This is a genomic window from Gracilibacillus ureilyticus (assembly GCF_900111195.1).
Classification (GTDB): domain Bacteria; phylum Bacillota; class Bacilli; order Bacillales; family Amphibacillaceae; genus Gracilibacillus; species Gracilibacillus ureilyticus.
In genome coordinates, this window is sequence record NZ_FOGL01000008.1 from 43,537 (window position 1) to 69,623 (window position 26,087).

27 protein-coding genes are annotated in these 26,087 nt (G+C 37.1%); 8 read left to right on the forward strand and 19 right to left on the reverse strand.

The features are described from left to right. Positions 1 to 109 precede the first annotated feature (109 nt). Genes BMW36_RS09250 through BMW36_RS09265 form a run of 4 tightly spaced genes read right to left on the reverse strand, consistent with a single transcriptional unit; the run spans position 110 to position 3,995 of the window. The gene (locus BMW36_RS09250) at positions 110 to 1,600 is read right to left on the reverse strand and encodes a PH domain-containing protein (protein WP_089740593.1); all 1,491 of its coding nucleotides are present in this window, start codon (positions 1,598 to 1,600) and stop codon (positions 110 to 112) included. After that, positions 1,597 to 2,088, reverse strand: a complete 492-nt coding sequence (locus BMW36_RS09255; protein ID WP_089740594.1) for a PH domain-containing protein — start codon at positions 2,086 to 2,088, stop codon at positions 1,597 to 1,599. The genes BMW36_RS09250 and BMW36_RS09255 overlap by 4 nt, the downstream gene beginning before the upstream one ends. A gap of 21 nt (positions 2,089 to 2,109) precedes the next feature. Continuing rightward, positions 2,110 to 2,790 carry a YqeB family protein gene (locus tag BMW36_RS09260; protein WP_089740677.1) on the reverse strand — a complete coding sequence of 227 codons (681 nt, stop codon included), beginning with the start codon at positions 2,788 to 2,790 and terminating at the stop codon, positions 2,110 to 2,112. Between the two features lie 32 nt (positions 2,791 to 2,822). After that, complete coding sequence (locus tag BMW36_RS09265; protein WP_089740595.1) at positions 2,823 to 3,995, reverse strand: DUF418 domain-containing protein; 1,173 nt, start codon at positions 3,993 to 3,995, stop codon at positions 2,823 to 2,825. Between the two features lie 140 nt (positions 3,996 to 4,135). On the opposite strand from BMW36_RS09265, the gene BMW36_RS09270 reads away from it, so the two are divergent. Both BMW36_RS09270 and BMW36_RS09275 read left to right on the forward strand, forming a co-directional pair. Then, positions 4,136 to 4,708, forward strand: a complete 573-nt coding sequence (locus BMW36_RS09270; protein ID WP_089740596.1) for a DUF2975 domain-containing protein — start codon at positions 4,136 to 4,138, stop codon at positions 4,706 to 4,708. 15 nt (positions 4,709 to 4,723) lie between these two features. After that, positions 4,724 to 4,936 (forward strand): helix-turn-helix domain-containing protein, encoded by a 213-nt coding sequence (locus tag BMW36_RS09275; RefSeq protein ID WP_089740597.1) that lies wholly within the window; start codon positions 4,724 to 4,726, stop codon positions 4,934 to 4,936. Between the two features lie 72 nt (positions 4,937 to 5,008). On the opposite strand, the gene BMW36_RS09280 is transcribed toward BMW36_RS09275, so the two are convergent. After that, the gene (locus BMW36_RS09280) at positions 5,009 to 6,289 is read right to left on the reverse strand and encodes an MFS transporter (RefSeq protein ID WP_089740598.1); all 1,281 of its coding nucleotides are present in this window, start codon (positions 6,287 to 6,289) and stop codon (positions 5,009 to 5,011) included. Between the two features lie 213 nt (positions 6,290 to 6,502). On the opposite strand from BMW36_RS09280, the gene BMW36_RS09285 reads away from it, so the two are divergent. Next, entirely contained in the window at positions 6,503 to 7,285 is a 783-nt protein-coding gene (locus BMW36_RS09285) for an SDR family oxidoreductase (RefSeq protein WP_089740599.1), read from the forward strand. A gap of 89 nt (positions 7,286 to 7,374) precedes the next feature. Here BMW36_RS09285 and rhaM read toward each other — a convergent pair whose 3' ends face one another. From rhaM to BMW36_RS09315, 6 genes are all read right to left on the reverse strand, one after another. Further along, entirely contained in the window at positions 7,375 to 7,689 is a 315-nt protein-coding gene (gene rhaM, locus BMW36_RS09290) for an L-rhamnose mutarotase (protein WP_089740600.1), read from the reverse strand. 310 nt (positions 7,690 to 7,999) lie between these two features. Further along, positions 8,000 to 8,827 carry a carbohydrate ABC transporter permease gene (locus BMW36_RS09295; protein ID WP_089740601.1) on the reverse strand — a complete coding sequence of 276 codons (828 nt, stop codon included), beginning with the start codon at positions 8,825 to 8,827 and terminating at the stop codon, positions 8,000 to 8,002. Then, complete coding sequence (locus tag BMW36_RS09300; protein ID WP_089740602.1) at positions 8,824 to 9,744, reverse strand: carbohydrate ABC transporter permease; 921 nt, start codon at positions 9,742 to 9,744, stop codon at positions 8,824 to 8,826. The genes BMW36_RS09295 and BMW36_RS09300 overlap by 4 nt, the downstream gene beginning before the upstream one ends. 113 nt (positions 9,745 to 9,857) lie before the next feature. Then, complete coding sequence (locus BMW36_RS09305; protein ID WP_089740603.1) at positions 9,858 to 11,183, reverse strand: ABC transporter substrate-binding protein; 1,326 nt, start codon at positions 11,181 to 11,183, stop codon at positions 9,858 to 9,860. Between the two features lie 176 nt (positions 11,184 to 11,359). Further along, entirely contained in the window at positions 11,360 to 13,111 is a 1,752-nt protein-coding gene (locus tag BMW36_RS09310) for a sensor histidine kinase (RefSeq protein WP_089740604.1), read from the reverse strand. A gap of 11 nt (positions 13,112 to 13,122) precedes the next feature. After that, positions 13,123 to 14,652, reverse strand: a complete 1,530-nt coding sequence (locus tag BMW36_RS09315) for a response regulator transcription factor (RefSeq protein ID WP_089740605.1) — start codon at positions 14,650 to 14,652, stop codon at positions 13,123 to 13,125. Between the two features lie 184 nt (positions 14,653 to 14,836). Here BMW36_RS09315 and BMW36_RS09320 point away from each other — a divergent pair, with 184 nt between their 5' ends. Further along, complete coding sequence (locus tag BMW36_RS09320; protein WP_089740606.1) at positions 14,837 to 15,112, forward strand: hypothetical protein; 276 nt, start codon at positions 14,837 to 14,839, stop codon at positions 15,110 to 15,112. Between the two features lie 58 nt (positions 15,113 to 15,170). Here the strand turns inward: BMW36_RS09320 and BMW36_RS09325 are convergent, their stop codons facing one another. The 4 genes from BMW36_RS09325 to BMW36_RS09340 all read right to left on the reverse strand — a co-directional run bounded on the left by BMW36_RS09325 (position 15,171) and on the right by BMW36_RS09340 (position 18,521). Beyond that, positions 15,171 to 15,767: a DUF3889 domain-containing protein gene (locus tag BMW36_RS09325; protein WP_089740607.1), complete on the reverse strand. Its 597-nt coding sequence runs from the start codon at positions 15,765 to 15,767 to the stop codon at positions 15,171 to 15,173. An 86-nt stretch (positions 15,768 to 15,853) separates the two neighbouring features. Beyond that, the gene (locus tag BMW36_RS09330) at positions 15,854 to 16,864 is read right to left on the reverse strand and encodes an SDR family NAD(P)-dependent oxidoreductase (protein ID WP_245711641.1); all 1,011 of its coding nucleotides are present in this window, start codon (positions 16,862 to 16,864) and stop codon (positions 15,854 to 15,856) included. 113 nt (positions 16,865 to 16,977) lie between these two features. Next, the gene (galU, locus tag BMW36_RS09335) at positions 16,978 to 17,853 is read right to left on the reverse strand and encodes a UTP--glucose-1-phosphate uridylyltransferase GalU (protein WP_089740609.1); all 876 of its coding nucleotides are present in this window, start codon (positions 17,851 to 17,853) and stop codon (positions 16,978 to 16,980) included. Between the two features lie 98 nt (positions 17,854 to 17,951). After that, complete coding sequence (locus BMW36_RS09340) at positions 17,952 to 18,521, reverse strand: nitroreductase family protein (RefSeq protein ID WP_089740610.1); 570 nt, start codon at positions 18,519 to 18,521, stop codon at positions 17,952 to 17,954. Positions 18,522 to 18,638: 117 nt separating this feature from the next. Here BMW36_RS09340 and BMW36_RS20340 point away from each other — a divergent pair, with 117 nt between their 5' ends. From BMW36_RS20340 to BMW36_RS09350, 3 genes are all read left to right on the forward strand, one after another. After that, positions 18,639 to 18,806: a hypothetical protein gene (locus tag BMW36_RS20340; protein ID WP_175480394.1), complete on the forward strand. Its 168-nt coding sequence runs from the start codon at positions 18,639 to 18,641 to the stop codon at positions 18,804 to 18,806. Between the two features lie 85 nt (positions 18,807 to 18,891). Beyond that, on the forward strand, positions 18,892 to 20,160 hold the full coding sequence (locus BMW36_RS09345) for a helix-turn-helix transcriptional regulator (RefSeq protein WP_089740611.1): 1,269 nt from the start codon (positions 18,892 to 18,894) through the stop codon (positions 20,158 to 20,160). 70 nt (positions 20,161 to 20,230) lie between these two features. Continuing rightward, a complete protein-coding gene (locus BMW36_RS09350; RefSeq protein WP_089740612.1) occupies positions 20,231 to 20,386 on the forward strand; it encodes a DUF1540 domain-containing protein in 156 nt (51 codons plus the stop codon). Between the two features lie 113 nt (positions 20,387 to 20,499). On the opposite strand, the gene BMW36_RS09355 is transcribed toward BMW36_RS09350, so the two are convergent. The 4 genes from BMW36_RS09355 to BMW36_RS09370 all read right to left on the reverse strand — a co-directional run bounded on the left by BMW36_RS09355 (position 20,500) and on the right by BMW36_RS09370 (position 23,305). Further along, the gene (locus tag BMW36_RS09355; protein WP_089740613.1) at positions 20,500 to 21,216 is read right to left on the reverse strand and encodes a hypothetical protein; all 717 of its coding nucleotides are present in this window, start codon (positions 21,214 to 21,216) and stop codon (positions 20,500 to 20,502) included. 71 nt (positions 21,217 to 21,287) lie between these two features. Next, positions 21,288 to 21,752, reverse strand: coding sequence for a VanZ family protein (locus tag BMW36_RS09360; protein WP_175480395.1), 465 nt, complete (start codon positions 21,750 to 21,752; stop codon positions 21,288 to 21,290). Positions 21,753 to 21,949: 197 nt separating this feature from the next. Continuing rightward, complete coding sequence (locus BMW36_RS09365; protein WP_089740678.1) at positions 21,950 to 22,576, reverse strand: class D sortase; 627 nt, start codon at positions 22,574 to 22,576, stop codon at positions 21,950 to 21,952. A gap of 30 nt (positions 22,577 to 22,606) precedes the next feature. Beyond that, positions 22,607 to 23,305: a hypothetical protein gene (locus BMW36_RS09370; RefSeq protein ID WP_089740615.1), complete on the reverse strand. Its 699-nt coding sequence runs from the start codon at positions 23,303 to 23,305 to the stop codon at positions 22,607 to 22,609. Positions 23,306 to 23,691: 386 nt separating this feature from the next. Here BMW36_RS09370 and BMW36_RS09375 point away from each other — a divergent pair, with 386 nt between their 5' ends. Next, positions 23,692 to 25,947, forward strand: a complete 2,256-nt coding sequence (locus BMW36_RS09375; protein WP_089740616.1) for a cellulase family glycosylhydrolase — start codon at positions 23,692 to 23,694, stop codon at positions 25,945 to 25,947. The last annotated feature ends 140 nt before the right edge of the window (positions 25,948 to 26,087 follow it).

Here is a 26,087-nt window from a genome sequence, read left to right on the forward strand (position 1 = left end):
ATACCGTATTATAACACAAGATAAATTTTCTAACATATGTAAATATTGTTGAAAAAGTATTCAAATATTGCTGTGTCAATAATAGTAGTATTAAAAAAAGTGGAACGAATTATATTCGTTCCAGCTTCTTTCGTACTCTGTGAAGTTCTTTTTCTCCCGCTTGAAACCAGCTGTTTAACTGGAAAGCGAAAGCAACAGGAACATCTTTAAACCATTCTTCCCTTAAAGGTGTAGCACGAATGGAAGTTTTAACTGATGCTACTTTTAATTTCTGCTGCACTTTAGTCTGTATTATTTCCATTTCTACCACCTTCTGTTGCTTTGTCAGCAGCAGTCTTGTTGAAATTCCTCCATTTCTAAACTGTAATTGCCGATCACTTATTGCAAATTGCGTATGCATATAATCCATTATTCTATTGATATAAACAAAGAAAAATAGGGTGGTTGATAAAATCCACCAGGCTTGTTCTACATTTAAAAAAGTCGGCCTGAAGTAAGCCAGAGCTATTGTGGCAATTATCCACGGCCAGCTCGGCATCAATAATTTGAGCCATAATGATTGTTTCGGCAATCGCTGCATATTTGAGGGCAGTTCATATGTTGGAAGTAACTCTACGACTAATTTCATTGCCTCATCATATGGAAGAAACGGATAAAGTGAATTGATTTCCTGCGGCTTATCATCAGAATTCGAATTAGCGGTACTGATTAGCTTCACTTCAGCCATATTAAGTATCCGCTTCAACAGTGGCTGGGTAATCACAACAGCCTGAACCTTACTCTTTTTAATGGAGAAATAGCTTGTACTCATCATTCCACGCTTTATAAAAATATGGGAAGCAGATGTGGCAATTTCGAACATACCGTATTTCACATATGTACGGATAATCCCAATTAAGACACTAAGGACTATGGAAACGGCAATAAGAACAAACAATAGCCATAAATTATCTGCCACCTTTTGAAAAACACTCTTATTCACTAACTCAAATGGCAGAAATGGTGTTAAATTTTCATAGAGTATCGATATCATCGGAATGATTGCCAGAAAACTCATCGAAGTAAAACTTGCCTTCAATAAATCCCGGTTGGACGAACGATAATGAATCATATAATCTGTCTTATCCTCTTGATTTTCTATTGATGAAACAATGTCTCCTGCTTCTTCTTCCTTAGCTTCTGCTATTGAAATAAGTGAATCAGCCTGTGCCTCTGTTAATACTTTAAAAACAACCGCATCATCTTCCCCATCCATCGCAGTTTCAAATGTGACAGATGTGACACCAAACATATTGTGAAAGAAGTTCTTCTGCCGTTTAATGTTTTGTATTTTAGAGAATGGAATCGTCCTGTCCACCTTTGTAAAAATACCCTCTTTTAAATCGAAGGCACGTTCTCTTACTTCATAAGTTTTGGTAAACCATTCTATGAAGATATAAATTGTTCGTAAAAGAATAACTGCTGCAAGTAAAACTCTCCCATATTTAAATAGCCAAAATTCGGATTGTCCTCTAATTACAAACAGAAAGATAATAAGGAAGAAGGTATTTTTAATCAACTGATAGAGCTGATACAAAATGGTAAGCGGATGGTACCTCATACTTCTTCCACTTCCTTCAGTTTTGCATATTCCGCAATTTGTTCTCTTAGACGCAAAGCTGTTATTTCTTCTAAAGCTGGAATGGTGTGTGATGAACCCATTGTTTCAATACTTATTGTCCGCAATTGATATTTGCGTAACAGAGGTCCTTGCTCAGTAGAAACAGATTGTACCTTACTCATTGGAACGGTAACCCATTTTTCACGCCACACCCCATATTTACATTGGAAAAATTCTTCATCAACCCTGTAATACCAGCTCCTGTAGAGATACTTAGGTCTAAGCAATGAATAAAAACTGCCAAACACTGACAGGATTGCCAAACCAATTAATATCCAGCCAATCCAGTAGACCCATTCAAAAAAGTAATCTAAGCAAAACAGGATTATTATAATGAAGTAACCAATAACATCTAAGATTATTTCACCTAGTAACCAGACTTTTGGTGCTTTCGGTGATAGTCTCTCTGTTAACTCACCAGGTTCCATACGTGCCCTCCTATCTATTTCCTAACGCTCTGTTCCCATCCGTACATACTGCCGCTTGCCTTTATCACGGATAACTATACCTAGGTCAGCCAGGTCTTTGCGCAGCACTTCCGCTTCCTTCGTTTCCAGATCCTTTAAGGCTTTTTCCCTCGCTGCCAGCAGTGCATTAACGTGCCGGGAGTAGTCGGGATGGTCCCGTACCCAGCGCTGGTAATGATCTTCATATGGATCTCTATCCTCCCATGGATATTCATACTGGCTGAATGCCTCGATCACTAACTCTTTCTTAGATTCCGGCCGTCCCCGATACAGTTCTTCACCATGTTTATTGAGGAATACTAGATATTTCCCATCCATGTATACGGAAGAGAGTTCTCTTTTTTTAATATTTTGTCTATTATTTTTCACACTCAGATTCACTTCTTCATCTCTAATTGTTATTTTCAAAGATTCTGTGAACACATAGTATGTGAAAATTATACCCACAATCACTCCTATCATTACCGGCAAAACAGAAACCCACTCACTTTCTACAGATGCTATCCATTCGAGCACCCCCTGAAATGGGATGAACGGTAACGTTATGACCCATTCCGCAACAGATGGCACAAACCAGCCAAGTAATCCTCCCAGAACCGGAGGTGCGATAATAATCAGAGCTTTCTCACCAGCTGTTAAATAAAGGACTGTCTCATTATTCACTATCTCTCTGCTCCTTTCCTGCAATCTCTTCATTATCCATGCTCTTCAACCAGTTCGACCGGTTTCTTTTCTTTCGGTTTTGATTTAAAGCTCCAGTAAACAACCATTCGGATAATCCGCTCAAGCGGCCCTTGTTTGAAGTGGTTCATGTACCAGTTACTGAAAACTACCTGAAGTGTATATATCACTATCCCTATCAGTGCGGCAGCCCATACTCCGAGCTTCGCAAACAATCCAAGCCCATACCCATAGAAAATCAGAGTAAAGATAATAGATTGCAAAATATAATTGGTAAGTGATAATTTCCCAAACTTTTCAAATGCCTTTATTACGTGATGCTGGTTCCACTTTTGATAAAAATGCGAAAACAGGAAGACATACCCCAAAGCCAGTACACTTCCGCCTGTCATACTGAAATCTACTATCGAGATAAAATATGGCGATATTTTTAATAGCAATCCTATCGGGATCAATAATAGTGCCATCTTTTTAAAATATTGCGGTTTCAGAAGCCATTTTCTATGTGCCGCATACATACCGAGCAGGAACATAGGCATGATCGTAAATGGTGCTAATATCATTATTGCGATCATTTCCCCATCACTAAGTTCCATTGGTGTGTCGTTTAAGCGGTGATCTGTTATTTCACTGTAACTGCCATTTTGAAAAATTACGGTAGATTCTTGTAAAAATGCCGTAATCGTCTCTTTGCTGTATAAAAGATCTGATTCTTCGGCAGTACCACCAAATCCGAACAGAAAGTTAATACTCGCCAGAATAATAAACCATACCAGTAACGTTTTAGGCTTTCTTTTTAAATACATTAATAAAATAATTCCCAAGGATCCATATGCAAAAAGAATATCACCATCCCAAATGAAATACATATGCAGCAACCCGAAAACCATTAATGCAAGAAACCTTCTGAAAAAATACCGTTTTACAGGTAACTGCTTTTCTTGTAATTTATGAACCATTAAGATTAGTGAATAACCAAAGATAAAAGAAAAAATCGGCATAAAGGATGTTTCCACAAATATTTCCATAAAGTAATAGCCTGCCATATCCCATCCAGGTAAGTCATAAAAGGCTATTTCATCCTTACCGAACATACCATATTGAAAAATTAATAAATTTGCCAGTAAAATACCTAACAAACTAAACCCTCGTAACCCGTCAATTAATGAAATTCTGTTTGTATTCATCTCATTTCTCCTTTTTCGTCATTCCTCTTATTTCCATTCCAATATAAACTATAAAAATTCAAAAATCAATATATTTTTATTGTTTTTCGATAAATATATATTGTATAATGAAAATAACATATAATAATTGAGGTGTAGACATGAAGTTAAAGGCACTATTTAAATTTGCTTACATTTTCTGTTCAATAGGTTTTTATCTCGCTTTAATAATTTCTTTTTTCAGCTTTGCTTACCATATTGCATATCTATGGTTTCCTGAAAGTAATTTTGCCAAGTCAGTTGGACCATTTGAACCGATGTACAGCTATTTGATCATTTATTTTGAAGAAATACCTGCTATCTATTTAGATAAAAACGTAATCATGCTATCATTTATTGCAACAATTACTCTCTTCCTGTATATTCTGGTTGTCTTGCGCATTCTACATAAATTGTTTAAAAATATTTATCGTCAAAGTCTTTTTATTGAACAAAATGTAAAACTGCTGTATATGTTAGGAGCAATAGACCTTGTATTAGGATCGGTATTTATTTATTTCGACGGGTTAATATTTGAAAAAGTGTTAACTGCTTTAGAGATTACGAATGCTACAGTTGAATTTACGAACATTGACTATATTGAGACGATTATCAGCGGTGTAATCTTTATTATGATTGGTGCTGCACTAAAGGTTGCGGTGAGAGCAATTGAAGAGAACAAATACACGATTTAAAGTGGGCGATTAGAAATGATACGAATCCGATTAGATGTAATGATGGCCGAACGTAAAATGTCGTTAAATGAATTATCAGAAAAAGTTGGCATTACTCCTGCCAATTTATCAATACTTAAAAATGAAAAAGGAAAAGCCATTCGTTTTAGTACATTAGATGCTTTATGTAAAGTTCTGGAGTGCCAGCCTGGTGATTTACTGGAGTATATTGAAGAGGACGCAGAGTAACAAGTGTCTGTCAGCTGGAATGAGAAAATCCTCGGATACGTTATCTCCGAGGATTTTTTATCCTAACTGTTTTCAACCGTACCGTTCTTCTTCAATCTGTTCCAAAGTTTTTCCGCGTGTTGCAGGAGTTAATGCTATACCTATAATTAAATGAATGATTAAGAAAATAATCATCACAACACCTGCTACAGTAAAGCTTAATTTATCCATTAATACTGGTAGTATAAAAGACCATACAGCAATACCGCTGCGAACAATGAAGTACATTAACCCCTGAGCAGATGCCCTGTATCTTGTGATGAAAAGTTCACTTGTCCAAAGTGCATAAAATGCCTGTGCCCCAATGCCGGCAGAAGATCCCCAGAGTACGACAAATATAACTAATGACGCCCAGTTCATCGGCATAAAGGTGAGAATCAGCCAGGCGGTGACTCCCATTACAGCACCTAATCCAAATAGAAAACGCTGACTTATTTTATCCGCAAGCTTCATAAACCCGAAATAGGTTGTGAGCACTGTCAGCATCCATAGAAAAGCCTGAAGCAAATTTGCCTGGCCATTACTTAGTCCTCCCACATTTTCATAGATGTATGGCATAAAATACCCCATTGCACCTGCCGTAAGATTCCAGAATAAATATATACCAATTAACAGAAAAATTGCCTGCCGGTTTACTTTCAATGCAAATAGATCCTTTACAGAGCTTTTTTGCAGCTTTGCTGTTTTTACTTCTAATTGTTTTTTCTCATTATCTTCCGCCCATATTTTTGACTCAGGTAAATCTCTTCTTAAATACCATGTGATAAATGCAATGACAAGCAGGTGGAAAAATATCAGTCTCGATCCAAGCAGTCCGAGTGGCTCTAATAAGACTGCCAGAAAGAAGGTAATCATTGGTCCGATAGACCATGCTAACTGGGCGGCACCAACACGGGAAGCCCGCTGTTTCGATGGCGCTTCTTCTGCAATATAAGTCCAAGAAACCGGAACGGCGACACCGACTGAAATACCGGTAATTACGGTTCCAATCAGTAACATTGGAAAATTCACTGATAACATAATTAAAAGAATACCAAACATATACACAATTAGATCATAGTTAAATACAATTTTTCTGCCAAACTTATCTGTAATATAACCACCAAGTAATGCACCAACAGCTGCTCCAAGAGCATTAGCACTTAATGCACTTAACAAACCTACACCAACACTGTCAAAATTCAGATATGTCTGCCACAATGTTAAACTGCTTGCCGCTGCAATAATTGCCCCAGCCTCGATATAGTTTGCCATGGCAATCGCAACTGTCGCCTTCCAGCCGGTTGTCGCCTTTCTGCTCTTTTCTTTTTCCATACAGTGGCCCTCCTTTATTCTTTTTACTACCTATTGGTATGCAGTACTTTCTGCGATAAGTCTGACATTTGTAAACGTTTTAAATTCTTTCAAGAGGGAAATAAAAGAAACAACTTAGCAAATTCTGTTATCTTAAAAGATATTCCCAAATAATGCAGAAAAGAAACTTTTTTAGCAATACTATTTAGTAATGAAATAATAGGAGGAAATAAAATGAATAAGTCTTTGGAAGGAAAAATCGCCCTTGTCACAGGAGGAAGTTCAGGAATAGGCCGGGCTTCCGCATTAACCCTTGCAGAAGAAGGTGCAAAAGTTTGCCTGATGGATATAAAGGAAGACAGCGCAGAAAAAGTAAGAGAAGATATTGAAAGGTTAGGCGGTGAAGCATTTGTTGTTGATGCAGACTTATCTGACCCGAAAAGAGTTCAGCATGGAATTGAGGAAGTAAAAAACAGGTGGGGGTCACTTGATATTGTTTTTGCAAACGGCGGAATCAACGGGGTGCTTGCCCCAATCGAAGATATGTCCCCGGAAGATTGGGATAAAACCATTAACACAAATTTAAAAGGCACTTTCCATACGGTCAAATATGCGATTCCATTAATGAAATCAAATGGTGGCAGTATTATTATAACAAGCTCGGTTAATGGTAATCGTGTCTTCTCAAATCTTGGTATGTCTGCATACAGTACTTCTAAAGCCGGACAGATGGCCTTCGGAAAAATGGCTGCACTTGAATTAGCCCAATACAAAATCAGAGTGAACATTATCTGTCCTGGAGCTATTGAAACAAACATTGGCAAAAATACGGAAAAGACACCAGAGCTTGAGAAAATTGACATACCTGTTGAGTATCCGGAAGGTGATAAACCTTTGGAGGATGGGCCAGGAAAGCCAGAGCAGGTAGCCAAACTGATTAGATTTCTTGCCTCTGATGAGTCAAGTCATATTTCAGGAACAGAAATGTTTATTGATGGAGCGGAATCATTATTATAAGTGAGTGCCAAGCTGTTTACCTGGATATTCCCCTGAAAATAGCTGAAATTATACCTGTCAGTCACTTCTGGCCGACAGGTATGATTTTTTTAATCCATATGAAAAACTTCATGCAATGAAATAGTTACCGGACTTCTGTCCTCATTTGTTTCCATTAATGGCTGCATGAATGCCCACCATTTCTGGTTCACTTCTGTCAATGCCATCCTGTTCCACTTTTCTTCATCTTCTATTTCTACATAGCCAAACAGTGTGCTTGTTTTTTTATCTAAAAAAATTGAATAATTACTTGCACCATGACGCTTTAATTCCTCTACCATTTCCGGCCATATCTCATTATGTTTTTGCTCATATTCCTCGTGCTTATCCGGGTATACCTTCATCAAAAAGCCTTTACGGATCATTGAATCTCCCTCCTCTTATAATAGCGCTTTCATCACTGTATATAAATTAGAATAAAACCTTATTCTTTTTTAGTCAACCTGGAAGATCATGTATGACTACTCTCAGGAATTTAGGGAAGATCTTCAATTCGCCCTACACTGGAACTATGCTCATTAATTTTTGTAAGAAGAATGGGAAAAGATAAAATTCTCATGAACGGATTGTTCATGAGAATTTATAAATTTATCGCCTATTCTAGAATCATCTATTAGCTTATTGAAGATCAATAGTTACATTATATTTGTCCCAATTTTCTTTAGTTATATTGTATTACCCTTTCACTGACCCCATCATCCCTGCAACAAAGTGACGCTGCATCAGGAAGAATACTATAGCCGTTGGAAGTGTCGCGATAACGATTGCTGTCATGATTACACCATAATCAGGTGTATAACCAGCACCAAGGTTTGAAATTAATAAAGGTATTGTTTGGTTTTCAGGTGACTGTAAGACAACTAGTGGCCATAAATAGTTATTCCAGCTGTTCATAAAAGCAATGATCGCTGCTGCTGCATAAGTTGTCTTCATTGTTGGCAAGTATATCCGGAAAAAGATACCAAGTTCACTTAATCCATCAATCCGTCCTGCCTCCACTAATTCTTTAGCAAACATTTTCGTATTCTGCCTGAAGAAAAAGATAAAGAACGCAGTGATAATTGTTGGCAAAATTGCTGCTGCCAATGTATCAATTCCGATCAGTGGAGAGACAGACGATACCTGACCAAAGAAACGATATAATGGAATCATGATCGCCGCAAACGGGATCATCATCGACAATAATAAAATATTGAAGACCATATCTTTTCCTTTGGTGCGATAGATTTCGAATCCGTAACCTGCCAATGAACCAATCAGCAATGTCAAAAAGGTCGTAATAATCGCAATGATAAAGGAATTCATTAAAGCGGTACCAATATCAACAGTAGCAAACAGGTTTTTTAAGTTCTCCACTAAATGCGTACCAGGCAATAATCTTCCTCCTGTTACATCCACTGATTTGTTCGTCATACTTATTAGCATCCATAAGAATGGAAAGATGGATACAATTGCTGCGATACTTAAGAATAAATATATGAAAAATCTTCTCACCTTTTTCAATCTCGATCACCTGCCACTCTAAATTGAATGAACGATAGAATCACAACGAGGATTACGATGACATAAGAGACAGTCGCTGCATATCCGAAATCTGGTGTATATTCAAATGAAAGATTGTAAATATACATAGAGATCGACAATGTTGAGTTCCCTGGTCCACCATTTGTTATATTCATTACCTCATCAAACAATTGAAGTGTTCCGATTGTTGATACAATGGATGTAAATAAGATAATAGGCTTTAACATTGGTATCGTAATAAAGAAAAACTGTTGAATACTTGAGGCTCCATCAATTCTTGCAGCCTCATACATTGATTTATCGACATTTTGTAATGCGGATAAATAAAAGATCATATTATAACCTGTCCATCTCCATGTAATAGCGATAATAATCGTTATTTTAGCAAGGAAAGGATCTGAAAGCCAATTAAGTGGTGTATCAATTAAATTCATGCCTAAGAGTAATTCATTAACAAGCCCGTCGTTACCGAACAAGTATTTAAAAATTACCGCATATGCAACCAGTGAGGTTACAGCAGGCAGGAATATTGCTGTCCGGAAGAAGCCTCGGAACTTTAACTTCGGATCATTTAATAAAACGGAAAAGAATAGTGCCAATATTATCATTACAGGTACTTGCACTAACAAATAAATAAATGTATTCGTCAAAGATGTAATGAATGTTGGATCACCAAATAATCTTGCATAGTTATCAAAACCAACGTATTCAAGATTTGCTCCCATCCCTGACTTTAAGGATAGCAGAAAAGCTTGAACCATTGGATAAAAGTAAAACAAGCCGATGCCAAGTACTGATAAAAGAATAAAAATCCAGCCGATATAATTTTTCTTGAATCGAGTGAAAAATGTGCTTTGTCTTTTCGTATTATTGGCACTTCCAGAAACTTGACTCATGTTCATCCTCCTCTTACCTGAAACTACTCTGTTTCTCACGAAATCCAAGTTGTATTAAACAAGGCCCATCAGGAGGGTAACCATTGTTTCGGTTACCCATGGGCCAGCTATTTTTATTTAAATTGTGCCTCTGCTTGTGCCTGTGCATCAGCAAGTACATCCTCTAAGCTCTTGCCGCTTAAGTATTGCTGAATTTCTGCACTTAGAATATCTTCAATTCCGTACGTATTCATTCCATAATCTACTTGCGGGATTTCTTCCATCCATTGTGAAATTTCATAGATTACTTGTTGACCGCCGAAATATTCATTTTCATATTGGTAAGCTTCTCCCTCAGATGCAGGTTTGTACGTACCGATTGCCCCTACATCAGTTAACAGGCTTTGGTAGAAGTCACTGTTAGAACCAAATGTGTTGCCAAGGAATTCTGCTGCTGCTTCTTTTCCATCAATGTTTAGTACATACCATGAACTACCACCCTGGTTAGATGCATTTGCTGCACCTTCCATATCTAAGCGCGGTGTTGGTGCAACTGCCCAAAGACCTTTTTGTGATTCTTCTGCCTCAATACTTGGAGCAATCCAGTTACCTGCAGGAACAGATGCTACATCCCCACTGTTAAATGCTGCTAAATACTGGCTCCAGTCTGAAACTAATTTCACTAAATCATTGTCCATTAATTCTTTGTAATGCTGAAGAGCTACTTTTAATGGTTCATTATCAACTAAATTGATTGTCCCATCTTCTGTTGTATACCAAGTACCAGTTGTCTGCATCATGACACGTAAAATACCTAAATCATTCGGATCAAGTGCAAGCATTGGATGACCTGTTTTTTCTTTTACATCTTTTGCAATATCAACAAATTGTGCCCATGTAATATCTACAAGATCGTCATGTGTATAACCAGCTTCTTCCAGGTAATCTGTACGGTAGAAGAATCCAGTTGCACCAGTATCGAAAGGAAGACCGTATTGTTTTCCATCTAAACTTGTTGGTGGAATTTTATATTCCGCGAAATCTTCTGTATTAAAGTAATCTCCAATTGGATAAAATGCATCCGGATAAGACTGCAGGAAGCTTTGCGCACGCTGATCCTCGATTAATACGATGTTTGGCATCCCTTTCATTGTTCCGGAGCTTAATCCTGTATTTAATTTTTGTACAATATCATCCTGAGCATTTTCGATAATTTCAAGCTCAATTTCTGTTTCTCCATTGTAAGATTCATTCGCTAAATTTAATGCTGCGATATTGAAATTCGGATCCCAAGCCCATGCTGTAATTTTAGTAGCGCCATCATCTGTTGTTCCTCCATCTCCGCCTCCATCAGCATCAGATGAACCTTCTTCTGAATCGCCGCCACATGCTGCTAATACCATTGCTGTAAGTAATGCTACAATAAGCAGCCAAAACTTTTTAGATAATTTGTTACCCAATTGAAAAACCCCCTATGTGTTTTTTTATTAGTGTTGTATGCGTTTTCAACACTGTAACCGAATTGTAACATGAAAAAACTAAAGACCGTTAGAACGATCTTTAGCAATTATTATGACTATTTTTAGATCAATTAACCGAAAGAGTCAGCATATTTGTACTTTTTTTAGATTCCGGATTATTTTTGGATGATCGGCAATGTTACCTTCACATTTGTTCCTTTGTTCGGCTCACTTGTGATTACCACGCCATACTCCTTTCCATAAAGCATTTGAATTCTTTCATGGACATTCTTCACACCAATTCCGCTAAACAACTGGCGCTTTCCTTTCCTTGTTAACTGATCCTGAACCATGCCATCCCCATTATCAATTATTTCACAAACTAATTGCTCATCCTGCTCCGCTATTAAAATTCTAATGAAACCTGTTTTCTTCTCAGTAAAAGCATGGAAAAAAGCATTCTCTATAAATGGCTGAAGCACGAGTTTTGGCAAGCGGTACCCCAGACAATCAGGTGTGATCAGATAATTTACTTTTATTCTGTCTCCATATCTCGCCTGATTAATTAACACATAATTCTTTAAATTCTCCATTTCCTGCTCAACTGTCACCGTTTCATCTATATCTCCCAATGCATTTTGCAGCAATGAAATAAACGCATCAATTGTAGTGAATGCAACTTCCTTCTGCTCTTGTTTGACCATAAACTTGATGGATGCAAGTGTATTATAAATGAAATGCGGATTTATTTGATGCTGCAGGACTTCGAGCTCAGCTTTCCTCTGCTTTTCCTGTGTTTTTATCAATATCTCCACATAATCATGCAGCTCGTTCAGCATGTAATTAAATGCTTCTGCAATTTTTTTCGATTCATATCCGCCAGTTTCTTCTAACGGTTTACTGAATTTATACCTGGCCATGTCGGAAATTTGTCTGACCAGTTTACTGATAGAAACAGTCATTCTTCTAAGGATAAGGAAAATAACCAATACAGTTACAAGAACAATTCCGATACTGATCATTACAATTTCTTTGGTATCAACTATATCCTGCTGAAGGGCTTCCCGGTCGACAAGGTTGACCAGATACATGTCCAACTGCGGCAAATACTCTGCCATTAACACCTGATTACGATTAAATATATGCACATTATGGTACTCTTCATTTGACTGTTCCAGTTCTTTTACATGGCGAAGAAGTTCCTGTGATTCTGATCCGATTAAATTCTGTCTGTCACTTGAAATAATCTGGCCTGTGTTTTGTAATAAAAAGATACTGTTACCTTCACTCGTATATCCTTCATAAAAGTTTCTTAAGTCACGCTCCCGGATCGATATATATAAATAACCGTAAATCTCGTTTGATGACCGCTCAATTAACGCTTTTGTCGCAATAATCATCGGAACTCTGTTTGTTAATGCTGAAGCATCGAACTGGTATAGAATCTGATGGGGGTTTTCACGTGACTGTTCGGTTATCGGGTGATGCGCTAACTCTTCCGCAACAACAGGCCAGCTGACATAATTCATGTTGAACACATCATGATCAGGACTCATAATGATCATATTCGCCTCATTTGGATCGACTTCTGCATAGATTCTGTCCATATTACTTTTCATATGATAAAAATATTGGGACTTCTCCACGGCAGTATCTTTTTCACCCTGCAGCAGACCTTTAATAATTCCGTTTTCATCCACACGCACATATGTGGATACAACAGAAAAACTGTACATATCGAACTGCTCTTTAATCTGGCCGATCACTTTATTGTTTGTAATACTGAACCGTTCCATGTACAAGTCACTCGACATTCTTATTGTACTGAAAGTGATCGAAACAGATACTGTAATAATACTGATTAACATAATAATAAATATTTTGAAAAATAGATTATTTGCCTGAATAATCGCTATCATTTTTTTCATAAAAGATATCCTCAGTTCGCTTTGTATGATTCCTTTCGGTAACTGCTTGGAGACTTGCCTGTCATTTTTTTAAATACTCTGCAAAAATAGCTTGGATCAGAATAGCCTGTCATTTCACTAACAGTGGAGATGGATAATGTACTGGTTTCAAGCATCTCCATTGCCTTTTTTATCCGGACATTGTTTAAATATTCACTGAAGCCTTCTTTATGGTGTGTACTAAAGTAACTTGACAGGTAAGAAGGATTGAAATGAAAGTGAGCTGCAAGTGTTGATAAAGTAAGATGCTCTCTGTAATTTTCTTCAATATAGTTCAACAATTGATTCATTTTCGGTGACTGATCTGCACTCGACAGAACAAGATCCTCCACCTTCGCTAAAAAGCCGTAAAAACTTGAGAGTGCATCTTTCACATCAAATGCCTCATTTATTTCAGTGAAAAGCTGATATTTTTGGGCGTCTAATTGATCTGTTTCATATTTCATATTATTTAATAATACTGTAATGTTAAAGATAATGTTTTCCAGCCATGATTTGAATTCAAATACATCTGTATCATACTGCTTTGACAATGAATCCACATGCTCTTTTAAATAGGTAAAGGCATTATCAAAGTGTTTATGTTTAAATAAATAAATAAACTGGTTTAAATCAAATTCGTTCTTATTTTGCTCCATCTTCGGTAATTTGTCGTATATGAGCAAAGATTTCTCCGGAAAATAAAATAATATCTGCTTCAACTTTTGGTGATTTTCCTCATAAATTACTTTCATCTTTTCTATTGTTTGAAAAGGCTGGCTGAGGACTGCCTTTGCATTCGGGTCTATTTCTGCGATTAATTGATTAAATTTCTGTTTTAATTGTGCTAATACATCTATCTGATAGTTAAGTAAATAAAGCTGTTTTCCATTCTCCTCAAACGGGATATGATAATAAGTCAACTTCTCTATTTGCTTACAGTACTTTTCTAGCAACGGTCCAATGGCTGTGGAAATATCCTGCTTTTCGTCCCAGAAGATTTCAAGCAGATTGGACTGGGTAAATGGAACCTGCTGTTTCAACCGCTCTAAATCAGTTCCAGACTGGTAACCTTGTAATTGCTTTTTAAGCATCTCTTCTACCGAAACTGAGTGTTTTTCTAATGATTTCGGGTCCACTTTTTTCTCTGTAATTCTGCTTAATGTGTGTAACAATTCATCAGTATTTAACTTAGGTTTTAAAATATAATCAGCTACACCATTTTGAAAAGTGGATTTTACATAATGAAAATCCTCAAAACTGCTTAATACAATCATTTCGATATCCGGATATTTTTCTTTTACTACCTTGACGAGTTCAATCCCATCCATTTCCGGCATGACAATATCTGTAATGATGATATGAGGTTTGGATTGTTCAATTATTTGCAGTGCCTCTCTCCCATTGGATGCCTCACCAATTATCTGGTAACCTTCTTTTTCCCAGTCAATATAATTAATGATCCCTTGTCTAATTAATAATTCATCATCAACTATGAGCAGTTTAAATGATTCATTTCCCATACTTTTGGCCTCCTTGGAAAGCGATGATTCCGTTCGTCTTCCTTATGAGTATATCAAACAAACATATTCTCCATTGACCAACTATTTTACCATACTCCACTCATAAAAATAAATTCGCAGTATAATTTATCTTAATTTATCCATTTTAAATAAAGAGATTGACGAACATGATGGAGGGATTCCCGTGGTAAAAGGAAATAATATTTCAAGTTTACAGGATCAAAACCAATTAGCTCAGGCGCAACAGTCGATTCTGCATTTACAACGTGCTGTAAACCAGGCGAAAAGCCATCCGAATGAAGAAATTCTTCATCAAATTCAGCATTCCATTGAACGAGCAGAAAGATCTATTGCTCAAGCGGCCAACGTAACAGATGACCAGAATGCGATGGATTTAGTCCAAAGAGAATTAGATCAGCAGAAACAGGCTTATGAACAGATTATTGATCAGGGCAGATAAAAAGAAAGCGTCATGTACTAAGAAATTTTAGTACATGGCGCTAATTTTGCAAGCTATATTAAATTTCTGCAATACCAAAAGAAATAACTCGATCTGTAGCAGGGTTATATATGACGGATCCTCTAATATTCACACGGTCCTGTGCTGATTGCAATGTATATTCATATATTTCTTCTATTTGGTCTTCTGCAAACTGAGTTCTGCCTGCGAATTTATACTCCGTTACATTATATTGAGGAAAAGCTGTCTGAGTGAGTTCCAGTAAAAACTTGCCCCACTTCTCCTGTTCCAATTCTGGAGAAGGCTGAAATTCTATAGGAATTACCCCAATAGAAGTATTTGCGCCCAATGTCTCAAATGCCCGCTGATGAAGGTTAATTGTGTTTACCGGCGATCCGGGTACCTTGTCAACGATTGTAACAATCACCTCACGCCCATTTTGCGGATTCCTTACTTTTATTGATTGACCACACACATAAGGTGAATTGGTGCTGACTGCTGCTGTCATAAATTGATTATAGGACCACTGGGTACCGCACTGTGTTACATTTCCTCCATTCGTCCAGGTCGCTTGTCCTGTGATATAATTTTGCCTGAAAAGATGCCAATGATTGTCTAAGGTGTCATGCTGATAATAAGGATTATAATAATACAACAAATATACCTCCCTGACAAAATCTATTGTACAGAGTAGGATATGTATTCACCTATTGATTGTGTGACACAGCTTTTATCGTTAGGTTATCTCCTGTAGTATTTCACATACCATTCCGCAAATTTATCTAACCCTTCTTCAATAGTCGTTTGTGGTTTGAATTGAATGGCTTGTTCCAGTTTTTCCGTGGAGGCATATGTTGCCGGAACATCTCCTGGTTTTATTTGTTCAAAGACTTTTTTGAATTGAACTTTTCTTCCCAGTGTGCGTGAAAACGAACCTTCTAATGTCTCGATAAAATTCATTAACTTTTCCGGCTGATTGTTGCCAATATTATAAATAACATGTGGTATTTCACCGTCCGGCACATGATCAATTAACCGGATTAATCCCTCAATAATATCATCAATATAGGTAAAGTCTCGAAGCAAGTCGTTTTCGAACTCACCATTATTGTAAATTCTGATTGGTTCACCGGCAAAGTATTTATCTGCAAAACCGAAATAAGCCATGTCTGGTCGCCCCATTGGTCCATACACTGTAAAAAAACGAAGGCCCGTTGCCGGAATCTGATATAAATGACTGTATGTATGTGCCATTAATTCATTTGATTTTTTTGTTGCAGCATACAGTGAAACCGGATGGTCCACAAAATCCGATTCGCTAAATGGCACCTTCTGATTCATGCCATATACGGAACTGGAAGACGCGTAAAGTAAATGGTCGACAGGGTAGTGACGGCATGCTTCAATGATGTGGTAGAATCCGGAAATATTGCTTTGAATATATGTATCTGGATTCTCCAGCGAATAGCGTACACCTGCTTGTGCAGCTAAATGGATGACAATATCTGGCTGATACCTGGAAAAGGCATCTAAGGTTGCTTGCTTATCCGAAATGTCCATCCTGATAAATTCAAATTGCCTGTATGGCATTAATTCCTCCAGACGGTCATTTTTCAGATTGACGTCATAATAATCATTCATATTATCGATTCCAATTACTTTGTTGCCATCTTCCAACAGTCTCTTTGCTAAAAAATAACCGATAAATCCGGCTACTCCTGTTATAAGTATTTTCTTATTTTTCTCTATCACAATTGATAACCCCTTATTTATCTATGATCATCTTCATTATATCAGCTTTTTCCAAAGAAAAACCGGAATGATTTCATAGAAATAATCCCGGCTATATTCTAAATAACGATTTGTTAACTAACTACCTGCTCCATTAACTCTTCAAGCATTTTACGTACATCTTCTCCAATTTCCTCGTTTTGCAGAGCAAATTCAACTGTTGTCCGGACGAAACCTAATTTTTCCCCTACATCATATCGTTTTCCTTCAAAGTCATAAGCAAAGACACTTTCTGTTTCATTTAACAGCTGAATAGCATCTGTCAGCTGAATTTCACCGCCAGCGCCGAGCTTTTTCTGATCAAGGAACTGGAAAATTTGTGGAGATAAAACGTAACGCCCCATTATCGCTAAATTAGAGGGAGCTGTGCCTTTTTCCGGCTTTTCGACAAACCTGCGAACAGAATAACATTTTCCATATTGCTCGGTTGGGTCCACTATCCCGTAACGATGTGTAATGGACTCCGGAACTTGCTGAACACCGATAATGGAACCGCCTGTCTCTTCATACTGATTGATTAATTGCTTCAGACAAGGCACTTCTGCCTGCACAATGTCATCCCCTAATAATACGGCGAACGGTTCCTCACCGATAAATTTTCTCGCACACCATACGGCATGTCCTAATCCTAAAGGTTCTTTTTGACGGATATAATGAATTTCCACAGAGGCAGGCTGCTTTACTTTTTCCAATAACTCCAGTTTCCCTTTTTTCAATAAATTGTCTTCTAATTCGAAATTATTATCAAAGTGATCTTCTATTGCCCGTTTCCCTTTCCCTGTCACGATAATAATGTCTTCAATCCCTGATGCAATCGCTTCTTCCACAATATACTGGATCGTTGGTTTATCCACAATCGGCAGCATTTCCTTTGGCATCGCTTTTGTTGCCGGCAAAAATCTCGTTCCTAAACCTGCAGCAGGTATTATCGCTTTTCTTACTTTATTCATTATCAATTGTCCTCCAATATGGTAATTTACTATATACATATCGATTTTATTAGTGATTTATGATAAGTATAACAGGGAAACAGGGAAATCAGAAAGGCTTATTTGAAACTGCCTTTCATCAAGGTTTCTGACACTGGACGGCGATTGGATGGCTTTTCCCGTTCCTGATGAGCTTCCTGCAAAATACTTACATCATCCTGGTAACCGATAGCAATAAGCGCATGAATGGAATATTGTTCCGGAATATTCAATACTTCACGGGCTTTATCTTTGTAAATCCCGCCCATCGCATGTGTAATAAGTCCGCTTTTCGCTGCTTGCAGGGACAAAAATCCCCAGGCTGTGCCCGCATCAAAAGCATGTGCCCCTCCTGCTTCAGAATCTGAAATAATAAGTGCATAGACTGGTGCAGTCTTACACCAGATTAAATTACCATCCATAATAAACTGATTAAACCTGTTACGTTCTTCTTTCGTACTTGCTACAATAAAGCGCCATGGCTGCTTATTACTCGCAGATGGAGCCCAGCGAGCTGCTTCAAATATTCCCATTAACACTTCTTCTTCCACTTCTTTTTCAGAAAAAGCTCTCGGTGACCAGCGATTTAGAAAAATATCATCAATCGGATAATCCGCTTTTCGAAAATCATTCACATTTATTTTATTCATTATAAGTTCCTCCTCTTTTCATTTCCATTATAAGAGAATGGACTTTTAAGTTCAAAAAATGGGATTTTATCACCTCAATAGGCGAATGACATACATTGTTATAAAGGAGGATAGCTGATGCGGACATTTTTTTCATTTTTTTTCATCATGGTAATTGGTTTTCTCATCTTTATCCCTGTTTTACTGCTCATCATTCCATTTATAGGTATAAAGGTCTTCTTAATAATTGCTTCATTGTTCATATTTGGCTTCTTTGTAGAGATATTTAAGTCTTATTTCGGATAAAATGGAAAAATTATAGTAAAAAAAGAAGGAAAAGGAATCATTATGTCGAATGTATTATTAATTTAAAAGAAAAGGGGTTGAGAAAGTGTTTCATTATGGTAAGTTAATTAAAGACTACCGTAAGAGAAAACAAATGACACAGAAAGAGCTAGCCATTGTGAGTGATTGTTCAGATTCCTATATCAGCAAAATGGAAACAGGTAAAATCGAGCCACCGAATGAACTGCTTGTAAAAATTTCAGAGATACTCGAAATTAAGGAATTACAGGGTGACTATACTGCGGCCCACATACTTGAAGAAAAGCTGGAAGAATGGCATACAGCCATCACCGATCATCAGCTTCCAATTGCGGACAAGCTTTTCAATGAAATAAAACCCAACATCCCAATACACCGGATAGAGCTTAACACACGTTATTATATATTCCTTTTTCGTTATTTTTTATTGCAATTTGATCATACTAAGGCAAAAACTTTATTGCCAAAAATTATGAGTCTCACCAAAACGGTATATGAACCGGAACTGTACATCTGCTACAAATCACTCGGTTATTATTTTATTTTGGATCATGACTATAAAAATGCATTCCACTATTTGCAGCTAGCATTAGGTCTAAAAGAATCCATTGATAACGAAGACCCGGAGATCCATATTTATTTTGCCATCATTTATATCTTTTTAAATAAACCCGCCGATGCAGAGAACGAAATCTTCAAAGCAAAGCATCAATATGAAAAGTCAATTGATCCAATTAATAACCTCCTTTGTAAATACTTACTCACAATCCCTGACATAATGCTTCATAAATATGACGAGGCCATTGTTTCGTTAACTAACATATTAGAACAATCATCCCACCATACACTTCAAATCAAATATGAGTTCATATATGTCACTTTAGGTTATATTTATACCGAACTGAAAGATTTTAATAAAGCGGTTACATTATTGAAAAAGGCCATATCTGCCGAGAATATACCAAGCTTTAAGGTGAAATACCTTTACTTTCTCGCTATTGTTTATGCAGAAAATGGACAGAAAAAAGAAGCTATTGATTACATCCAGATTGGGCTGCGATTGAAGGCAAATGAAAAATATCAGCACTTATTATATATGTTAAAACAAATTATTACAGACAGACTCTATTCCAGTCATTCTCTGCTTTATCTGCAGGAAAATATGCTGCCATTCTTCTCAAGCAGAGGAGACCGTATGCAATTTAATGAATGTCATTTAATGCTTGCAGCGATATATCGTAAAATGTTTCAATACAAAAAAGCATCCTACCATCTTTACAATGTTATAAACGATGATTTTCAGCTAGCTGAATTAACTGAAAAGTATTCTACTTAAGGGATACCAGGAATATCCACACATATATTAGTCTAATTGATTGATACTTTTAGTGTAGGAGGTGTGAAGGATGGCAAAAGACGTGAAATGTGAAGTGAATAATTGTAAATATTGGATGGATGGTAACAGATGTCAGGCAAATGTTATCTATGTTGTAAGTCATACAGGTAAAAGTGCTTCAAATGAACACGAGACTGATTGTCATACCTTTGAAGCGAAAGTCTAATATTCCTTTTTAGTAACTTTTCTCACTAGCACTATCAAATAAGATGGTTCTTACCCATCATTCTTACCTTCTTTATTGTCCATAGCTAACGTGTGTTAGCTATGGTTGATTTGTTAATTGACATGGCTGAGCATTTCTTTCATTAACTGGCTTTTTTTTGAACTTTTCTTTGACACATACTGATCATAGACAGGCTGTGCTTCCGATTTGCTAAATCCATTACTCTCTAATTCATTTACTAATTGGTGATAAACCTGGTTAAATGCACTATCTGTTTTGTTTTCCAACCGATCTGCGGCAGACTTGTATTTTTGAAACAAGTAAGTATAGGAGACATTCTCACCTGACTTTTTCTTTTCCTTATATTCGCCATAGGCATATGCTGCCAACTCACTCAGTCTGGCGTTAGCCTGATTCTGAAGTGAGGTGAATGTCTGCTGGTATTTTGAAACAATTTCTTCCGCTGTTTGTTCTTCCTGTCCTTTAATTTCCACACGGACCGCATTTTTTTCCCGGAAATCGCTTGAGGTACCGTCATCATCGGAATGATTTTCATTGTATATCTCCACAGATTTATCTGGTGTGTCTTCATCTGGGTCCGAATTATTTATTGAATTATTGTCATTCTCTGTTGCTATGTTTTCGCTGTCACCCTCGTCTTGGTTCTCTACCGGAGGAGAGTCCGGCAATGTTATTTCATATTCATCTTCCACAATATCATCGACCTGTTCATCTTCAATATCATAATTTTTTATAAATAAGAAATAGACAAATAACCCTGCTCCTGTAATGACTAATCCTAATAATGAAAATACAACTTTCTTCCACACGATTTATCACCCATATCTCTGTAGTCTAGAAAAATATAGTAGTTATTTTTATGGTACTGTTATTTAAATTGTTACTCATTTGATGAATGTGATTTTCGCCATTTACCTATCAGGTAATATACTATAATCCCCCCACATGCACCTGTACTATCAATGATTACATCACTGACCTGAGCACCGCGCCCGAGAATAAATAACTGATGCAATTCATCAATGACAGCAAACAGAACACAGAAAAGGATTGTAATTAACGCGTGTTGTCTAAATTCCAAACCACTTTTAGACCTTCGAAGTGCATTTATTAGTAACATACTGCATACGAAATAAATCAAAAAATGGGCAATTTTTCTTATCCTGCTATTCAGATTTCTATGATGAATTTCTATCCCTTCTGGAAGAAGATTATCCAGTACGCTGAGAATAGCTTGCGTTACCCCTGTACTAAGCTGATTAGATACAGATGCCGGCTGATGTGAGAGATAGAAGATCACCCCTAAACAAAAGATAACGGCAAACCATGGAAGGTACTTATACACTGAACTCTCCTCATTCTGAAACAAGAAAAAGTAAATAAAATATAGAACACTCCGCTTCTCTTATTCCTGTAAGATGAAATTCCAATCATTTCTAATTTACTAAAAATAACTGGATATTGTCTACTTTTCCATCAATCTTTTTCAAAAAAAAATACTTACTACCCTTCTTCATGGTTGAAGAGTAATAAGTATTTTATTTATTGTGGACTGCTTTTCAATTCTGTATAAACAATGTAACGATCTGGTGCATCACCAATGAAATCAAAAGGATAGCATGTTGTAAGTGTTAATGTTTCATAATCCTTCGGCACCGCAACAGTCCTGTCGTCTGCACTCACAATTTCGAAATCAACTGCTTCATAAATGAAATCTCCATACTTTGTCGAAAAGGTAATTTCATCTCCTGTTTCCAGGTGCTCTAATTCACGAAAAACCGTATCCCGGTGACCGCTTAATATAACATGTCCACCTTGACCAGGAAGCATTGTACCCATCATATGACCGATACCTTCCTCTAATTCACTTTCGCGTGTACCTTGTACAACTGGATAAGATAAATCCAGTGATTCAATATTTAGCGCTCCTAGGCTTTCTCCCGGTTTCGGTATCGTCTCCCAATAGTCTGTTTTAAACACTTTCGGTTTATTTTCCGGTTTATATGGCATGACTACCGTTTTAGAAAGGTAGACTGTTGATTTCGTCATCTCCCAGCCAAAGATTGCCACTATGGAGATTCCCGCTATGATAAAGGAAATGGGTATGCCAATCAATACCCATTTCCACACTTTGCGTTTTTTTGACTTAGCTTGTCCTCTTCTTTTCATTCCCATTTATATCAGCCCTATCATTAATAATTAAAATTTACGAGCTAATCTTACAGCAGGGAATAATGCTACCAAACCTAATGCCAATAATCCACCGCCAATGGCCATCGCCATAGGTATATTTGTTGCAGTATTAGGTAATTGTGACTCCGGCATAGGTACAAATGTTTCTGATTCCTGTAATTCTGTTGCTGCAGCTACCGCTTCTTTTAAAGCGTTTATCTTAGCTGCCAAGCTGGCTGCACTGATATCTTCAATTGAAGGATCATATGATACTAGTTCATTTCCATCAAGATCAGTAACTGATAAACGTAAGCTGGAAGTATTAATTTCTGCTAAATTTGCTGTAAAATCAATTACATTTCCATTACCGTCAACTAAGTTAACTACTAAATGTGCTTTCTGTGCACTGTCATTTAAAAGAGCTGCGACTGTGTTACGATCTGCATCTGATAATTCCTCAGGAGAATTAACTCCTGCTAAAATACTTTGTGCTTCTTCGGCATTTGCTACGATACTTTCCAATTCAGAATCTGTGATTCCCGCTGTTTGTAAGTGTGTGTAAAGATAGCTAGTTTCCTGGTCATCTGCAATATTCATAGACTCAATAGCACCTACAAGTTCCTGCGCTGCATCTCCTTCAGCTGCAGAAATACTGACAAGCGGACTAAATAGAGAGATTACGAGAGTTGTTAGAGCCACCACTAGGCCTTTTTTCATCGTGTTCATTACTTTAAATCATCTCCTTTTTTAAGTTTGTTATATTATATCAAATCAATAATATAATTTCACCAAATAAGTCGAATTTTGACAAATAATTTAATATTTGTAATTTTCTCGTCATACTAGGAGTTAAAGTCTCCCAAAAATTATTTCTGTGTTTTCCCTTTGATTTACATCTACATAGATAACTTCCCATTTTTATATCGTGTAAAACTACTTTTTAAAAGGAAATTATTAGTCAAAGTAGTTGACTCTAATTATTCCTAAACCGAACCGATCCCCCTCCCCATTTCACAGGGAAATACCTCTCATTTGGTATGTATTTTTCACATATTTGTTATGTTAATTTAGTATAGAAAGCGTTTACTAAAATATTCAGGAGGGATTTATCTGTGAAAAACTATTTATCAAAAGTTATCCTATTATCCATTGTATTTCTGTGTCTCACCTCTAACTTCTCATTTGCTGAAGTAGATGGAGATACTCCTGTCGATATCAGCGATTATGCAAAGAACATGCAGCCTGGCTGGAATCTTGGTAATACGTACGATGCTGTCGGTGAGGATGAAACAGCTTGGGGAAATCCTTACGTTACAAAAGAACTTATTGAAAAGATTGCTGAAGAAGGATTTAAAAGTATCCGGATTCCGATTACATTCGACCAGAGGATGGATACTGATGGCGATTATTTAATTGACCAGGATTTTCTCATCCGTATTGATCAGACGATTCAATGGGCACTAGAAGAAGAGCTTTACGTCATGATCAATGTTCATCATGATTCTTGGGTATGGATAGAGAACGGGATGCAGGAAAACCATGATCAGACAGTTGCTCGTTTTAATGCTATCTGGACGCAATTAGCTGATCATTACAAAGATTACTCTGTCAAACTTATGTTTGAAAGTATTAATGAACCGAGATTTTCAGGAACAGAAGAAGAGAGCCTGAATTACTTAGATGAATTAAATGAAAGCTTTTACGAAATTGTCAGAAAGTCCGGCGGCAACAATGATATTCGCCCATTGGTTATACCAACCCTTCACACCGGGTCAGAGCCTGTTTATCTGGAGAGACTGGACAGCTTCATTGAAACATTAGATGATCCAAACATTATAGCAACTGTCCATTATTATGGCTTTTGGCCATTTAGTGTGAATATTGCTAGAGCTACTAGATTTAATGACGAGGTTAAAAATGATATCATCACAGTATTTGACAGGGTACATGACACTTTTACAGCAAAAGGAATTCCGGTAATCATTGGAGAGTATGGTTTATTAGGCTTCGACACAGATATCGGGGCTATCCAGCAGGGTGAAAAGTTAAAGTTCTTTGAGTTTATGACCCATTATGCCCAGGAAAAGAACCTTGTTCATATGCTTTGGGACAATGGACAGCACCTGAACCGGAACACGCTTGAATGGTCTGATTCCGAATTCTTCGAGATGCTGCAAACAAGCTGGGACACCAGATCAGCTGTTCCTGATGACAATTTTATATATCTGGAAAAAGGAAAAGAATGGACAGATAAATCATTAACCTTCGAACTGAACGGGAATGAATTCCTTGAAGTTTCCATGAATAATCAGCTTCTAGAAGAAAATGAAGATTATACAATCAATGAAAATACCATCACATTTAAAAAGTCTTTTCTTCAGTCAATCTCTTCAGAGGAAACAGGGTCGATAGCTACTATTCATATAGCCTTTACAGACGGTGTTGACTGGAACATCGACGTAAGACAATTTAGCAGACCACAGCTGGGTGAAGCAGAAGGTTCAACAGTTAGTTTTAAAATCCCGGCTGAATTCAATGGTGACCAGCTAGCAACAATGGAAGCATATTATGAAGACGGGTCCATTGCCGGTCCGCAAAATTGGACATCATTTAAGGAATTTGGATATACATTCTCACCTAACTATGATGATGGTTATATTGAATTAAATGAAAACTTTTTTAATGAAACAAACGATGGTCTAGTCAACCTTACGTTTTACTTCTGGAGTGGTAAAACAGTGGAATACACGATCGAGAAATCCGAGAAGACTGTGAAAAGTGCGAGTGGAGATGTCCCGGCGAAAGAATTCACAGATATCTTCTCAGGCCATTGGGCGAAGGATGCTATCCAGTTACTAGCAAATAAGGGAATATTGAATGGGTATCCCAATGGAACGTTTCGTCCTGATTCTACGATCAGCCGAGCAGAAATTGCCCAAATTGTTGCAGCAGGGCTGGACCTGGAAGCTGGTAATATCAATACCCGTTTCAAGGACGTGACAGGTAAAGAGTGGTATGCAAATAATTTATATGCACTAGCTGAAAATAATGTTATTGCCGGATTTACTGATGGAACGTTTCGACCGACAGCTAAAGTAACGCGTGCTGAGTTAGCCGCAATATTAGGCCGTGCTCTTGAATCTACTGAAGTGGAGCTGCCAAGCAATAATAAAACAATCGAAGACTTTACTGATGCAGCAAAAATCCCTGAGTGGGCAAAAGATGATATCGAAACAATCATCCAACATGATATTATGCAAGGATTTCCAAATGGCCGGTTTTTCGCAACAGATTTTGCAACCCGTGCAGAAGCAGCAGCTGCGCTCGGGAATTTTCTGAAAAAGGTTAAAGGCTGGCCTCCGCTTTAGTGTGACTCTAGAATACTTTTGACAAAAACCGTTCGGCTTCAAACATCCCTGTATTTTGATAAAAACACATTAAAAATTCTCAGGAACAATCCATATTCCTGAGAATTTTATTATTTACTACAATCTGCTACTTGCTAAAA